Annotated in this window: 11 protein-coding genes; 6 read left to right on the top strand and 5 right to left on the bottom strand. The window is 73.2% G+C overall.

Annotated elements, in window-relative coordinates:
• The first annotated feature begins 49 nt into the window (after nt 1-49).
• The gene (locus O7626_RS06360) at nt 50-1,813 is read left to right on the top strand and encodes an alkaline phosphatase D family protein (protein ID WP_278060183.1); all 1,764 of its coding nucleotides are present in this window, start codon (nt 50-52) and stop codon (nt 1,811-1,813) included.
• Between the two features lie 47 nt (nt 1,814-1,860).
• Here the strand turns inward: O7626_RS06360 and O7626_RS06355 are convergent, their stop codons facing one another.
• Nucleotides 1,861-3,681: an ABC transporter ATP-binding protein gene (locus O7626_RS06355; protein ID WP_278060181.1), complete on the bottom strand. Its 1,821-nt coding sequence runs from the start codon at nt 3,679-3,681 to the stop codon at nt 1,861-1,863.
• Nucleotides 3,682-3,761: 80 nt separating this feature from the next.
• Between O7626_RS06355 and O7626_RS06350 the strand changes: the two genes are divergently transcribed.
• The 5 genes from O7626_RS06350 (at nt 3,762) to O7626_RS06330 (ending at nt 7,245) form a co-directional block, all read left to right on the top strand.
• Nucleotides 3,762-4,340, top strand: coding sequence for a TetR/AcrR family transcriptional regulator (locus tag O7626_RS06350; protein WP_278060179.1), 579 nt, complete (start codon nt 3,762-3,764; stop codon nt 4,338-4,340).
• 30 nt (nt 4,341-4,370) lie between these two features.
• Nucleotides 4,371-4,889: a DinB family protein gene (locus O7626_RS06345; protein WP_278060177.1), complete on the top strand. Its 519-nt coding sequence runs from the start codon at nt 4,371-4,373 to the stop codon at nt 4,887-4,889.
• A gap of 99 nt (nt 4,890-4,988) precedes the next feature.
• A complete protein-coding gene (locus tag O7626_RS06340) occupies nt 4,989-5,291 on the top strand; it encodes a type VII secretion target (protein ID WP_278060175.1) in 303 nt (100 codons plus the stop codon).
• Nucleotides 5,291-6,847 (top strand): hypothetical protein, encoded by a 1,557-nt coding sequence (locus tag O7626_RS06335; RefSeq protein WP_278060174.1) that lies wholly within the window; start codon nt 5,291-5,293, stop codon nt 6,845-6,847. Before O7626_RS06340 ends, O7626_RS06335 begins: the two co-directional genes overlap by 1 nt.
• Nucleotides 6,848-6,858: 11 nt before the next feature.
• Complete coding sequence (locus O7626_RS06330) at nt 6,859-7,245, top strand: hypothetical protein (protein WP_278060172.1); 387 nt, start codon at nt 6,859-6,861, stop codon at nt 7,243-7,245.
• Nucleotides 7,246-7,338: 93 nt separating this feature from the next.
• Here the strand turns inward: O7626_RS06330 and O7626_RS06325 are convergent, their stop codons facing one another.
• From O7626_RS06325 to O7626_RS06310, 4 genes are all read right to left on the bottom strand, one after another.
• Entirely contained in the window at nt 7,339-7,797 is a 459-nt protein-coding gene (locus O7626_RS06325; RefSeq protein WP_278060170.1) for a protease inhibitor I42 family protein, read from the bottom strand.
• A 57-nt stretch (nt 7,798-7,854) separates the two neighbouring features.
• Nucleotides 7,855-8,478, bottom strand: a complete 624-nt coding sequence (locus tag O7626_RS06320) for an HAD-IA family hydrolase (protein ID WP_278060168.1) — start codon at nt 8,476-8,478, stop codon at nt 7,855-7,857.
• The gene (gene smc / locus O7626_RS06315) at nt 8,479-12,057 is read right to left on the bottom strand and encodes a chromosome segregation protein SMC (protein ID WP_278060166.1); all 3,579 of its coding nucleotides are present in this window, start codon (nt 12,055-12,057) and stop codon (nt 8,479-8,481) included.
• Between the two features lie 392 nt (nt 12,058-12,449).
• Nucleotides 12,450-12,644, bottom strand: coding sequence for a hypothetical protein (locus O7626_RS06310; RefSeq protein WP_203858414.1), 195 nt, complete (start codon nt 12,642-12,644; stop codon nt 12,450-12,452).
• Between the last annotated feature and the right edge of the window lie 360 nt (nt 12,645-13,004).

Here is a 13,004-nt window from a genome sequence, read left to right as displayed (position 1 = left end):
GGGGCGGCACGAATCGTTGCGCCACCCCTCGTCCGCTCGGAGGTCCGCCATGTCCAGCGCCCGGTTACTGATCGGCCCGGTCCTGCGCCGGGTGGTCGGCTCCAGGGCCACCGTCTGGGTGGAGACCAGTGGGCCGGCCCTGGTCCGGGTCACCACCGGGGACGGCGCGGCCGGCGAGGCGGCCACCTTCAGCGCCTTCGACCACCACTACGCACTCGTCGTGGTGGACGGGCTGGAGCCGGGCAGGATCACGCCCTACCAGGTCTTCCTGGACGACGACCAGGTCTGGCCGGAGCCGGAGGGGAAGTTCCCGCCGAGCATGATCAGGACCCGGCCGGCCGGCGACTCCGACGCCCGGCTGATCTTCGGCTCCTGCCGGGAGACCACCCAGCACGCCACCGCCCGAAAGCTGCCGCCGGACGCGCTGGACGCGTACTCCCGGCGACTGATGGCAGCGGTCCGGGCCGGTCGACCGGGCGCGGCCGGCGGGGCGACGGACGCCGGTGACGACTGGCCGGACCTGATGGTGCTGCTCGGCGACCAGGTCTACGCCGACCAGACCTCGCCGACGGTACGCAAGCTGCTGCGCCGCCGCCGCAACCGCACCGCCGACGCCCCGGCCGACCAGGTGGTCAGCTTCGACGAGTACACCAAGCTCTATCTGGAGTCGTGGCGGGATCCGGAGATCCGCTGGCTGCTCTCCTGCGTGCCGAGCGTGATGATCTTCGACGACCACGAGATCATCGACGACTGGAACACCTCGGCGCCGTGGCGCACCGAGTCGCACCAGGAGTCCTGGTGGTCGGAGCGGATCGCCAGCGGGCTCGCCTCGTACTGGGTCTACCAGCACCTCGGCAACCTGGAACCGGACGAGATCGCCGCCGACCCGGTGTACGCGAAGGTGGTCGCTGCCGAGGACGCCAGCTCGGTACTGCGCGAGTTCGGCGCCCGGGTCGACGCGGAGGCGAGCGGCTACGACGCGGCGCTGGGCGAGGGGAAGTCCCCGGCCGAGGCCACCCCGCCCGGCCGCTACCAGTGGAGTTACTCGCTGGACGTCGGGCGTACCCGGCTGGTGGTACTGGACAACCGGTGCAGCCGGGTGCTCGACCGGCGGCACCGGGCGATGCTGCCGCCGACCGAGTGGTCCTGGTTCACCGACCAGGTGCACGGGGAGTACGACCACCTGGTCGTCGGCTCGTCGCTGCCCTGGCTGCTGCCACCGGGAATCCACCACCTGGAGTCCTGGAACGAGCGGGTCGCCGACTCGGACCGGCCGCTGCTGGCGGGCTTCGCCGAGCGGCTGCGCCGGGCGCTCGACCTGGAGCACTGGGCGGCGTTCCGCCGGTCGTTCGACGCGCTCGCCCAGGTCTTCGTCCGGCTCGGCAGCGGGCCCGCGGGGCAGCCGGGCGACCGGGTGGGCACCGGGCCGGCGTACCCGCCACCGGCGTCGATAAGCGTGCTCTCCGGCGACGTGCACCACTCGTACGTGGCGCGGGCCCGGTTTCCCGGCGGGCCGGCCACCACGCCGGTACACCAGTTGACCTGCTCGCCGATCCACAACCAGATCCCCGGGCCGATGCGGCCGCTGCTCCGGCTCGGCTGGTGGCACGGCCCGTCGGTGGCGGCCCGGCTGCTGGCCCGCTCGGCGGGGGTGCACCACCCGCCGGTGCGCTGGCGCAAGCTGGACGGCCCCTACTTCGGCAACGCGATCAGCACGCTGCGGCACGAGGGCCGCGCCGCCGAGGTGACGATCGAGGGCACCGCGTCGAACGGCAGCCTGCGCACGGTCGCCCGGCGCAGCCTCACCGGCTGACCGCCGCCCGTCGGCCGCCGTCCACGTCCGCCGGCTGCCGGTCCTGCTCAGCCGGTGACCGGTGCGGCCAGTGCCGCCGGTCGGCGCGGCTGCCCGGCGTCGGCGGCGATCCGCAGGGCCTCGACGAGTTCCCGGTAGAGCTCGTCGCCGGCCAGCAGTTCGGCGTGGCTGCCCCGGGCCCGGATCCGACCGCCCTCCATCACCACGATGGTGTCCGCGTCGATCACCGTGGAGAGCCGGTGCGCCACGGTCACCACCGCCGCCTCGGCGGCCCGGGCCTGGATGACGTCGTGCACGGCCGCCTCGGTCAGCCCGTCGATCTGCGCAGTCGCCTCGTCCAGCAGCAGCACGTCCGGGGTACGCAGGATGGCCCGGGCCAGCGCGATCCGCTGCCGTTCGCCGCCGGAGACCGACGACGAGGTGAGCGGGGTGTCCAGCCCGTCGGGCAGTGAGTCGATCTTGTCGGTCAGCCGGACCTGGGCGAGTACCCGGCGAACCTCCTCCTCGCCGGCGTCCGGGTGGGTGAAGAGCAGGTTCTCCCGGATGGTCCCGGGCACCACCGGCGTCTCCTGCTCGACGTACGCGAGCCGGCGGCGCAGCTGCGCGTGGGTGTACTCCCGGTACGGCCGGCCGTCCAGCAGCAGCTCGCCCTCCTGCGGTTCCAGGAAGCGCAGTACCAGGGAGAAGATGGTGGTCTTGCCGGCGCCGGAGGGCCCGACGATCGCGGTGTGCCCGCGGCGCGGTACGGCCAGGTCGACGCCGTGCACCGCCGGGGCGGCGTCCGGCCCGTACCGGGCGGTGACGGCGCGCAGTTCGAGTACCGGGCTGTCGGAGTCGGTCGGGGCGCCGCCGGTGCGGGGGCGGGCGGGCCCGGACCCCGGGGCCTCCAGCTCGATCGCGTCGACCTGGCGGATCCGGCCGGCCGCCGCGATCCCGGACTGCAACGCGGTGACGTTCTGGCTGACGTCGGTGATCGGGCCGAGCAGGCCGAACGCGTAGAGCAGGAAGGCGATCAGGCTGGAGACCTCCAGCTGGCCCGAGTCGACCCGCCAGGCTCCGATGCCGAGGATCATGATGATCGCCAGTTGGATGCCGGACCAGACGATCGTCCAGGCGGTCGCCTCCCGGCGGACCGCCCCGACGCTGAACCTGGCCACCTCGCCCGCCTCGGCCAGGATCCGGTCGGACTGCCGCTCCTCGGCCCGGCTCGCCTTCACGGTCCGGACCGCCCGCAGCGTCCCCTCCAGCAGGCCGCCGAGCCGGCCGAGGTGCTCCTGGGCCCGCTCGTGCGCCTTGGCGATCCCCGGCATCAGCAGGCCGAAGAGCACCGCGACCACGACCACCGCCCCGACGGTGGTGCCGAGCAGCACCAGGTCGAGCACGCCCATCAGGACCAGTGTGCCGGCCATCATCACCACACCGTTGATCAGGCCGATCAGGCTTCCGGAGGCGGCCTGGTGCAGCAGTACGGTGTCCGAGGTGACCCGGGCGACCAGCTCGCCGATCGGCCGGCGGGTCACCTCCGGCACGGTGGCCCGGAACAGCCGGCGGACGATCGACTCGCGGGCGTCCAGCACGATCCGCTGGCCCAGCGTGCCGAGCAGGATCCACTGCCAGAGCCAGATCGCGCTGCCGACCACGAGCAGCACGGCCAGCGCGGCGACCGGCCCGGCCAGTGACGTCGCGCCGCCGAGCGAGTCGAGCACCCACTTGGTGACCATCGGTGATGCCAGGCCGGTCGCCGAGCCGACCAGGGCCAGCAGCAGGCCGAGGAGGAGTTTGCCGAGGTGTGGTCGCGCGAACGACCAGATGATCCGCAGTCTCGCCCAGGCGAGTTGATCACTGCCGGTCTTTTCCGCAACAGTCATGCTCGTTAGTGGAGCACGGTTGTTCCAGTAAAGGCAACCAGTATTCAAGAAGGGGAGGGATCCTGTCTAAACTCCTCGGCATGGCGGACCAGAACACCGACGCCGAGAGCCGGGTCCGGGCGCGCACCCGACGGGCGATCCTCGACGCCGCGATCACGGTCCTCGCGCAGCACAGCACCGCCTCCCTCGGCGACGTCGCGGACGCGGCCGGGGTGGGCCGGACCACCCTGCACCGCTACTTCCCGGAACGCGCCGACCTGCTGACCGCGCTCAGCACGGACGTACTGGCCCGGATCGACGCGGCCGCGCAGCGGGCCGAACCCGAGCGGGGCCCCGCCCCGGACGCCCTGGAGCGGATGTGCCAGGAGTTCTTCGAACTCGGCGACATCCTGATGTGCGTCTTCTCCCAGCCGGAACTCGTGAACACCCCGACCTGGGAGGAGTGCAGCGAGGCGGACCGGACACTGCTCCGGCTGGTCCGGCGCGGGCACGCCGAGGGCACCCTCGACCCGGCCCTCGACCCGGCCTGGGTCCAGCAGGTCCTCTGGTCCATGCTGTACGCCGCCTGGCAGCACACCCGGGAGAACGCCGTCTCCAAGCACCGCGCCCTGGACCTCTGCCTCCGCAGCCTCCGCAAGGTCGTCGCGCCACCCGGCTGACCACCGGACAGCTCATGCGATCATCAGCCGATGACCTGGACCGCTCCCGCCGTCGACCGCCACCGGGCACCCGTGGTCGCCGACGAACGCACCATGCTGGAAGGCTGGCTGGACTTCCACCGGCAGACCCTGCTCACCAAGTGCGCCGGACTGACCGCCGAACAGCTCCGCACCGCCAGCGTCGAGCCCTCCGGGCTGACCCTGCTCGGCCTGGTCCGGCACTGCGCCGACAACGAGCGGTACTGGTTCCGCCAGCAGTTCGCCCAGCTCGACGTGCCGTGGCTGTACTACACCCCGGAGCAGCCGGACCGTGACCTCCAGGACGTCGCCGACGCGGACCCGGCCACCGAGCTCGCCGTCTTCGCCCAGGAGGTCGAACTCGGCCGGCAGGCCGTCGCCGGCCGCTCCCTGGACGACACCTTCGTCAGCACGCGCGGCAACGACGTCAGCCTGCGCTGGGTCTACCTGCACATGATCGAGGAGTACGCCCGGCACAACGGTCACGCCGACCTGATCCGCGAACGCCTCGACGGCACGACCGGCGAGTAGTTAGCGCACACCGGAGTTGTCCACAGCCACCACCCACGGGACTCCGGAGTTCGCCCCGAACCAATAGGGTGCCGGGCAACGGCAATGGAAGGCTGGCAGATGGTACGGGTGGACACCGCCGCGTTGCGGACGGCGGCGAAACAACTCCGCGACGAGGCGGCGGACGTGGTCGGCAAGGCGGTCCAGGCCACCGGGAACACCGAGGGTCGCACGGTGCTGGGCTTCGCCTTCGACCAGTACGGCAGCTACGACGGCTACCAGAGCGTCGCCAAGGCGTGGCGTGGCGAGCTGGGCTGCCTCGCCGAGGCGCTGCGCCAGCTCGCCGAGGCGATGGAGCAGGCGGCCGACAACTACGACCGTTCCGACGAGAACGCCAGGACCCGGATGGGCGGGACAGGCTGATGGCCGACGACAACACGCCGCTGCCCCGGCTGAAGGACCTCGAACGCGACGTCGCGGAGCAGAACGGCATCTGGAACGCGGGCGCCCTGCACTACTCGATCCGGAACGCCCTACAGGTCGCCGGACCCGCCGGCACGCCGTCCACACTGGACGAGCTGGCCGCCGACCACGCCCGGGCGGAACAGCACCTGGACGCCGCCCTGCTGGCGGTCGGCCGGCTGCGCCGCACGACGCTGCCGACGATCTGGGCCGGCGACACCCAGGGCGCGGCCGGGGACGCGCTGGCCGCCGCCGAACGCGGACTGGAACGCGGCGTCGAGGTGCTCGGCAAGGTCGCCCAGGGACTGCGCGGACTCGCCGACGCCATCGAGGGCGGCAAGTCGCGGGACACCGCCGCGCTGGCCCCGCTGCGCGAGGCGTACGAGTTGACCGAGGAGATCACCGCCGGCCCCTTCATCGACCCGCTCAACTACGACGGCGACACGATGCACCGGGCACACCAGTTGGCCAAGGGCGGGATGGCGGAACGGGTGGCGGCGCACACGGGCGTCGCGGAGGCGTCCCGGGAGGCGAGCAGCACCTTCCACGACCTCGCGTCGCAGGCCCGGTTGCAGCGGCTGGCCGACTCCCCACTGTCCGCCCTGGACGAGCTGCTGCTGGCCGACGCCGGCAGCACCGGCGACGGTGTCGACACGGCCATCCTCTCCGCCGCGATGGCGGACCGGGCGGCCGACCGGCTGGCCGGGATGAGCGAGGCGGACCGGGCCCGGCTGGAGCAGCTGCTCGGCTCGGCGGGCAGCCCGGAGCACCGGGCCTACCTGATGCGCGCCCTGGCCGCCGGCTACGACATCGACCGGATCAGCGAGTTCAACCGGCTGATCGGCCCGTACGGCGACGACCCGGCCTGGCTGCGGGAGCACCTCAACCCGCTGGGCGCGGGCGGCCCGTCCTCGGGCGGGCAGCAGCCCACCACGTTCGACGGCGTGGAGTGGACGCAGGGGCAGTACCCGACCTGTGTCGCCTCCTCCACGGTCACGGCCCGGGCCGCAGTGGATCCGCTCTACGCCCTGCAGCTCACCACCGGCGGCCATCCGGGCGACCCGGCGTACGACAACGGTGCCGCGTTCGCCGAACGGCTCCGCGACGAGCAGGTCCGGGTCTACGGCGGCGAGCGCTCCTGGGTGCAGGACCTGCCCGTGCTGGGCAGCGACGGGATGACCAACGACCAGTCGGAGACCATCGCCGACCAAGAGATCGGCGCGCGCACCGGCGCGGACTACCAGAACCGGGACGTGGACAACAGCGACGAACGCCGTGCGGTGCTGCCGGAGATCGAGCGGGCGGTGGACGAGGGTCACGCCGTACCCTTCTCCAGCCACGACGACAGCGGCGGGCACCAGATGCTGATCATCGGTCACGAGGGCGACAAGCTCCAGGTCTACAACCCGTGGGGCTACACCGTCTGGGTCGATTCCGACGACTTCGTCAACGGCCGGCTCGACTCGATCGGCAACGGCGTACCGACCGAGTTCACAAGCGTCCGGCTGCCCGGCTGAGGAGTGTGGTGATGACCTACCCGAGGACCGACGAGGACGAGCTGCGGCGCGTCGACGTACCGGCCGAGTTGGCTGCCTGGCTGCGGGCCGGCCGCCCGCCGGCCGGCGAGGTGACCGTCGCCGCCGCGCTGGCGGCGGACCGGCTCGGCACCGAGCCCCGGTCGCTGACCTTCCTGGCCGAGGTGGTCCGGCGGGGCGGGACCGGCTACGCCGGTACCCTGCCGGAGCCGCTGCCGACCCCGGAGCAGGCGGCGCTCGCCGCGACCTGGCTGGCCGCCGCGAACGGCGTCGAGGTGTCGGAGCGCCGGCCCGACCACGACGAGACGGTGGCCCGCTGGCTGGAGAACGTGGCGCTGGTGGTGGCGGCCCGCCGCCGCGCCGGAGCGGCTGCCGGCTGAGACAGCGACCCGCCCAGGAGACGCCTGGTCAGGAGAGACGTCTGATCAGGCAACGCCTGATCAGACGCTGTCCACTCAAGAGGCGGCGTCCACTCAGGAGATGGTCACCGTCCAGGTGACCGTCTCCGACGCCGCCCTGGTCCGCTCGCTGCCACAGCCCTGGAAGCAGTTCGTCAGGGTGATGGTGACCTGCCCGGACCGGCGGGCGTCGAACAGGAAGTAGCGGTTGCCGCCGCCGCCGCCGTCGGACGGCCCGAAGATCCGGTCCGCCAGGCTGCCCGAGACCAGCTCGTCCTCGACCAGTGCCACCGCGTCGGCCGGCTCGGCGGTGGCGGTCCAGTTGTCGCCGACCGAGGCACCCCGGTCCGGGACCCGGACCGAGAAGCGGTCCCCGGACTCCACGGTGGCCGAGGTCGCCTGCCGGTCCAGGACGGTTCCGTACCGGGCGTCGCGCCGGATCCTCAGCCCGACGACCGTGGCCAGGCCGACCACCAGCACCAGGGCGATGGCTGCGCCGACGAGCACGAACACGAGACGCTTAGGCGAGGACACAGCGGACGACGATACCGGGCCGCGGCCACCGGCGTGCGTGCCGCCGGCCAGGGCCGCTCACCGGGCCAGCGCGGCGCGCAGGTAGCGCAGGTCCGCCGGCCCGTTCCACCGGTACGCCGACAGCCCCGCCACCCGGGCGCCCCGGACCGACCGGTCCGAGTCGTCCACGAAGAGCACCTGGGCCGGCGGTACGCCGACAGCCAGGCAGGCCTGCTGGAAGTACTCCTTGGCCGGCTTGGCCACGCCCAGCGTCGAGGAGTTGACCACCACGTCCACCTCGTCGGTCAGGCCGAGCAGCGCCAGGTCGGCGTCGAGCAGGTCGGTGGCGTTGCTGGCCAGCCCGACCCGGATCCCGGCGGCGCGTACCTCCCGGACGAAGCCGAGCACGTCCGGGTCGACACTGCCCCGGTCGGCCTGCCACTCATCCACCGCCGCCCGGGCCCGCTCCGCCCCGCCGGCCGGCTCGGCGAGCGCCTCGGCTACCCCCTCCAGCCAGCCGGCGTGACTCAGCTGCCCGGTGACCGCCGGTTGCAGCAGCGACCACCGCATCGCCGTGTCGTAGAGCGCGCCGGCCGGCAACCCGTACCGGCGCTCGACGGCGGCACCGGTCTCCGGGTCCCAGCGGCGGAGCACTCCGTCCAGGTCCACCAGCAGGGCGGTCGGGCGTTCCCGCCGGGCCATTCAGTCCTCCTCGTTGCCGAGCCGCTGGCTGATCACCTGGGTCACGCCGCTGCGCATGGTCACCCCGTACAGGGCGTCGGCCACCTCCATCGTCCGCTTCTGGTGGGTGACCACGATGAGCTGGCTCTTCTCCCGCAGCTGAGCCATCAGGGTGATCAGCCGGCCCAGGTTGACGTCGTCCAGCGCCGCCTCGACCTCGTCCATGATGTAGAACGGGCTGGGCCGGGCCCGGAAGATCGCCACCAGCATCGCCACGGCGGTCAGCGACCGCTCGCCGCCGGAGAGCAGCGACAGTCGCTTGATCTTCTTGCCCGGCGGCCGGGCCTCGACCTCTACCCCGGTGGTCAGCAGGTCCTCCGGGTCGGTCAGCACCAGCCGGCCCTCGCCACCGGGGAAGAGCACGGTGAAGACCTGCTCGAACTCCCGGGCCGTGTCGTGGTAGGCGCTCGCGAAGACCTCCAGGATCCGGTCGTCCACGTCCTTGACCACGGTGAGCAGGTCCTTGCGGGTCGCCTTCAGGTCTTCGAGCTGCTCGGAGAGGAACTTGTAGCGCTCCTCCAGGGCGGCGAACTCCTCCAGGGCCAACGGGTTGACCTTGCCGAGCAGGGCCAGCTCGCGTTCCGCCTTGGCGGCCCGCTTCTCCTGCACCGGCCGCTCGAACGGCACCGGCTCCGGCACCGGCCGCTCGTCCCGCTCGGCGGCGGCGATCTCGGCCTGGCTGGGCGGTACGGGCTGCTGCGGGCCGTACTCGGCGACAAGCATCTCCACGTCCAGCCCGAAGTCCTCGGCCGCCTTCGCCTCCAACTGCTCGATCCGCAGCCGCTGCTCGGCCCGGGCCACCTCGTCCCGGTGCACCGCGCTGGTCAGCCGTTCCAGGTCGGCGCCGAGCCGCTTGGCCGCACCGCGTACCTCCTGGAGTTCGGCCTCCCGGGCGGACCGGGCCGCCGCGACCTCGTCCCGGGTCTGCTCGGCCGAGGCCAGCGAGACCGCCAGCCGGGTCAGCGCCTCCCGGGCGCCGAACTCGACGGCCCGGGCGATGGTGGCGCCCCGGGCCCGGGCGGCCCGCCGGGCGGCGGCCCGCTCCCGGGCGGCCCGTTCGGCGGCGGCCTGCCGGGCCAGCGAGTCGGCCCGGCCGGCGATCGAGGCGACCCGCTCCTCGGCGGTACGCACCGCCAGCCGGACCTCCATCTCGTTCTGCCGGGCCTGCGGCAGGTACACGGCCAGTTCGTCCCGCTCCTCGGTGGACGGGTCGGCGTCGATCGGGGTCGCCTCGGCCAGCCGGAGCCGCTCCTCCAGCTCGGCCAGCCCGGCGAGGTCCCGCTCCCGGGCCTGCTCGGCCCGCGCCCGCGACTCGGCCAGCCGGTCCATCTCGGCCTTGGCCGACCGGGCGGCGGCGCCCAGCTCGGCGAGCCGGCGGGCGGCGGCATTGCGCTGCCCCTCCGCGTCCCGCTTCACCGCGGCGGCGGCGGTCACCTGCTGCTTGCGTTCCGCCACCGCCTCGCGGGCCTCGCCGAGCTGTTCGCGCAGCTCGGCGATGGTCTGCTCGGCGGTCGCCCGGTTGGTCCGGGCCTCCTCGACGGCGGCCTGCACCTCCAGGAAGCTCGGCGCCTTGGCCGAACCGCCGGCCGCCGCGTACCCGCCGACGACGTCACCGTCGGCGGTCACCGCGCGGAGTTCGGGGTTGCCGGCCACCAGCCGGGTCGCCGCCTCCAGCGTGTCGACGAGTACGACGTCGCGCAGTGCCCGGTGCACCGCCGGGCGTACCTCGTCCGGGCAGCCGACCAGGTCGGGAGCCCAGCGCGCGCCGTCGGGCAGCGCGGGTCGGAGCGCCTCCGGCGACCCGATCATGCCCGGCCCGGCCTGCCCGCCGACCAGCAGCTCGGCCCGGCCGGCGTCCTGGATCTTCAGCCAGCGCATCGCCTCGGCCGCCTCGTCGACCCCGGCCACCGCCACCGCGTCGGCGAGCGAACCGAGCGCAGCGGCCAGCGCCGCCTCCTGGCCGGGCGCGACGGTCAGCAGCCCGGCCAGGCTGCCGAGCAGCCCCGGCACCTGGTCGGCGCGGGCCAGCAGCGCCCCGGCACCGTCCTTGCGACGCAGCCCCATCGCCAGCGCCTCTTCCCGGGCCTTCCAGGTCGCCGCGTCCTTCTCGGCGGCCCGTTCGGCGTCGGAGAGGGTACGCACCCGGGCCGCCGCCTCTTCCTGGGCGGCGACCGCCTCGGCGTGCCGGGCGTCGAACTCGGCGTTGTCGCGATCCGCCTCCGAGGACTGCTCGGCGACGGCGTCCAGCTCGGTCTGGGTCTGCTCGGCCCGCAGCTGCGCGTCGGCGTGCGCGGCGGCGAGCCGTTCGATCTCCTCGGCCGCCGAGCCGGTACGCGCCCGCGCCGAGTTGACCTGCCCGGTCAGCTTGGCCAGCCCCTCCCGCCGGTCGGCGATCGCCTTGGCCGCGGCGACAAGTGCCCGTTCCGCCTCGGCGAGCTGCCGTTCGAGCTGCTGGCGGCTCTCCACCGCCTCGGCCAGCCGGATCTGGTCCTCGGTGAGCGCGGCGCGCAACTCCTCCTCGTGCGCCCGGACCTCCTCGGCCTCGGCTTCGAGCCGGTCCGGGTCCCGGCCGGGGCGCTCGTCGTCCGGGGTGGTGCTCAGGTGCCGCAGCCGCTCCCGGGCCAGCTGCTCGGTCGAGCGGAACCGCTCGGTGAGCGCGGAGAGCTTGTACCAGGTCTCCTGGGCGCGGGCCAGCAGCGGGGCGTCTTCGGCCAGCGCCTCCTCCAACTCGGCGAGCCGGGACTGCACCTCGGTGTGTTCGGTCTCCGCCTGCTCGCGGCGCTGCCGCAGGGCCGCCTCGTCGGCGATCTCCTTGTCCAGGGTCGAGCGGAGCGTGGCGAGGTCGTCGGCGAGCAGCCGCAGCCGGGCGTCCCGCAGGTCGGCCTGGATGCCCTGGGCCCGCCGGGCCACCTCGGCCTGCCGGCCCAGCGGCTTGAGCTGCCGGCGCAGCTCGGCGGTGAGGTCGGTCAGCCGGTTCAGGTTGACCTGCATCGCGTCGAGCTTGCGCAGGGCCTTCTCCTTGCGCTTGCGATGCTTGAGTACGCCGGCCGCCTCCTCGATGAAGGCCCGCCGGTCCTCCGGCTTCGCGTGCAGTACGGCGTCGAGCTGGCCCTGCCCGACGATGACGTGCATCTCCCGGCCGATGCCGGAGTCGGAGAGGAGTTCCTGGATGTCCAGGAGCCGGCAGGAGTCCCCGTTGATCTCGTATTCGCTCTCGCCGGACCGGAACATCCGACGGGTGATCGACACCTCGGTGTAGTCGATCGGCAGCGCGCCGTCGGTGTTGTCGATCGTCAGGGTGACCTCGGCCCGACCCAGCGGTGCCCGGCCGGCGGTGCCGGCGAAGATCACGTCCTCCATCTTGCCGCCGCGCAGCGCCTTGGCGCTGTGCTCGCCGAGTACCCAGGCGATCGCGTCGACGACGTTCGACTTGCCCGAGCCGTTCGGGCCCACCACGCAGGTGATCCCCGGCTCCAGCTTGAAGGTCGTGCTGGAGGCGAAGGACTTGAAGCCCTTCACCGTCAGGCTCTTGAGATACACGTTCCCGATCCTCGTCCGGCAGGGCCACCGGGCAGACTCAGCACTTCCCGGTCGTCCCGCTCCCCCTCCTCCGGCGCCGCCCCGACCGGGTCATCAGCCTCCCGGCCGCATCCCGACTCGGTGGAAGGGCCTGCCCCCGCGGCGGGAGCCTGGTCAACCCGCAGGGTAACCCGGGCCGATCGCCGGGCTCGACGCGGCACGCGCCGGCCAGCCTATCGGATCGCCGGAGACCACCCCTGGCGGCGCGGATGCCGACAGGAGGCCACCGGGCGTCCGTACCCGGAGTGATTGCCCGGAAACAGAACTGCGCGCCGCCACAGGAGTGTCGGCGCGCTTTTTCTGGTGCGATTCAGTTGTCAGGCGGGGGCGCCGGTTTCCCGACGCCCGGAAGCTCAGGTCAGCGCGGGCTCGGCCAGCCGCAGCAGATCGTCTGCCTCGGCCGCCGCCGCCGCGAGCCGATCGTTCTCGGCACGCAACCGCGTCGTCTCGAACTCCAGTGCCTGAACCCTGGCACGCAGTCGGGTGACCTCGTCGAGGAGGCGCCGGTCGGGCGCCGCACCAACGTGGCCGTAGAGGGCCTTCGCCATATCGTCTCCTTGTAATGCGCTGCCGGAAAGGCCGGCCAACGCGCGCCCAACTCGAACGCGACTACCTGCCCGCAGGGCACACGCGGGCATGGTCGGGCGCGACTGGCGACACTTATATAGTGTGCCGATGTCCCGGCTTAGTCAAGTTTCACCGGGGCACGGGCCAGCTGTGCCGTCGGCCACTCGCTGAGCGAGGGCTTGCCGCGCGGGCACGGACCGGGTCGCTGTCCGGACGCGGGAAGTCTATCCCCTGTCGATGTCCGAGACGACGTCGGCCCAGGCCAGCCGCAGGATCCCGCCGGTGGGTCCCCCCTTATATCTTCCTTAGCCACGTTGCCCCCGCCGGACGGGCCCGCGTAG

Origin of the sequence: Micromonospora sp. WMMD1102 (genome assembly GCF_029626265.1) — a bacterium.
Classification (GTDB): domain Bacteria; phylum Actinomycetota; class Actinomycetes; order Mycobacteriales; family Micromonosporaceae; genus Plantactinospora.
The sequence above is the reverse complement of the archived record's forward strand: the minus strand, read 5'-3'. Positions and strand labels throughout refer to the sequence as shown.

Bases quoted from the DNA above. Each gene is read 5' to 3' on its own strand.
- O7626_RS06360 (WP_278060183.1), top strand. From the start codon at position 50: ATGTCCAGCGCCCGGTTACTGATCGGCCCGGTCCTGCGCCGGGTGGTC.
- O7626_RS06355 (WP_278060181.1), bottom strand. From the start codon at position 3,681: ATGACTGTTGCGGAAAAGACCGGCAGTGATCAACTCGCCTGGGCGAGA.
- O7626_RS06350 (WP_278060179.1), top strand. From the start codon at position 3,762: ATGGCGGACCAGAACACCGACGCCGAGAGCCGGGTCCGGGCGCGCACC.
- O7626_RS06345 (WP_278060177.1), top strand. From the start codon at position 4,371: ATGACCTGGACCGCTCCCGCCGTCGACCGCCACCGGGCACCCGTGGTC.
- O7626_RS06340 (WP_278060175.1), top strand. From the start codon at position 4,989: ATGGTACGGGTGGACACCGCCGCGTTGCGGACGGCGGCGAAACAACTC.
- O7626_RS06335 (WP_278060174.1), top strand. From the start codon at position 5,291: ATGGCCGACGACAACACGCCGCTGCCCCGGCTGAAGGACCTCGAACGC.
- O7626_RS06330 (WP_278060172.1), top strand. From the start codon at position 6,859: ATGACCTACCCGAGGACCGACGAGGACGAGCTGCGGCGCGTCGACGTA.
- O7626_RS06320 (WP_278060168.1), bottom strand. From the start codon at position 8,478: ATGGCCCGGCGGGAACGCCCGACCGCCCTGCTGGTGGACCTGGACGGA.
- O7626_RS06310 (WP_203858414.1), bottom strand. From the start codon at position 12,644: ATGGCGAAGGCCCTCTACGGCCACGTTGGTGCGGCGCCCGACCGGCGC.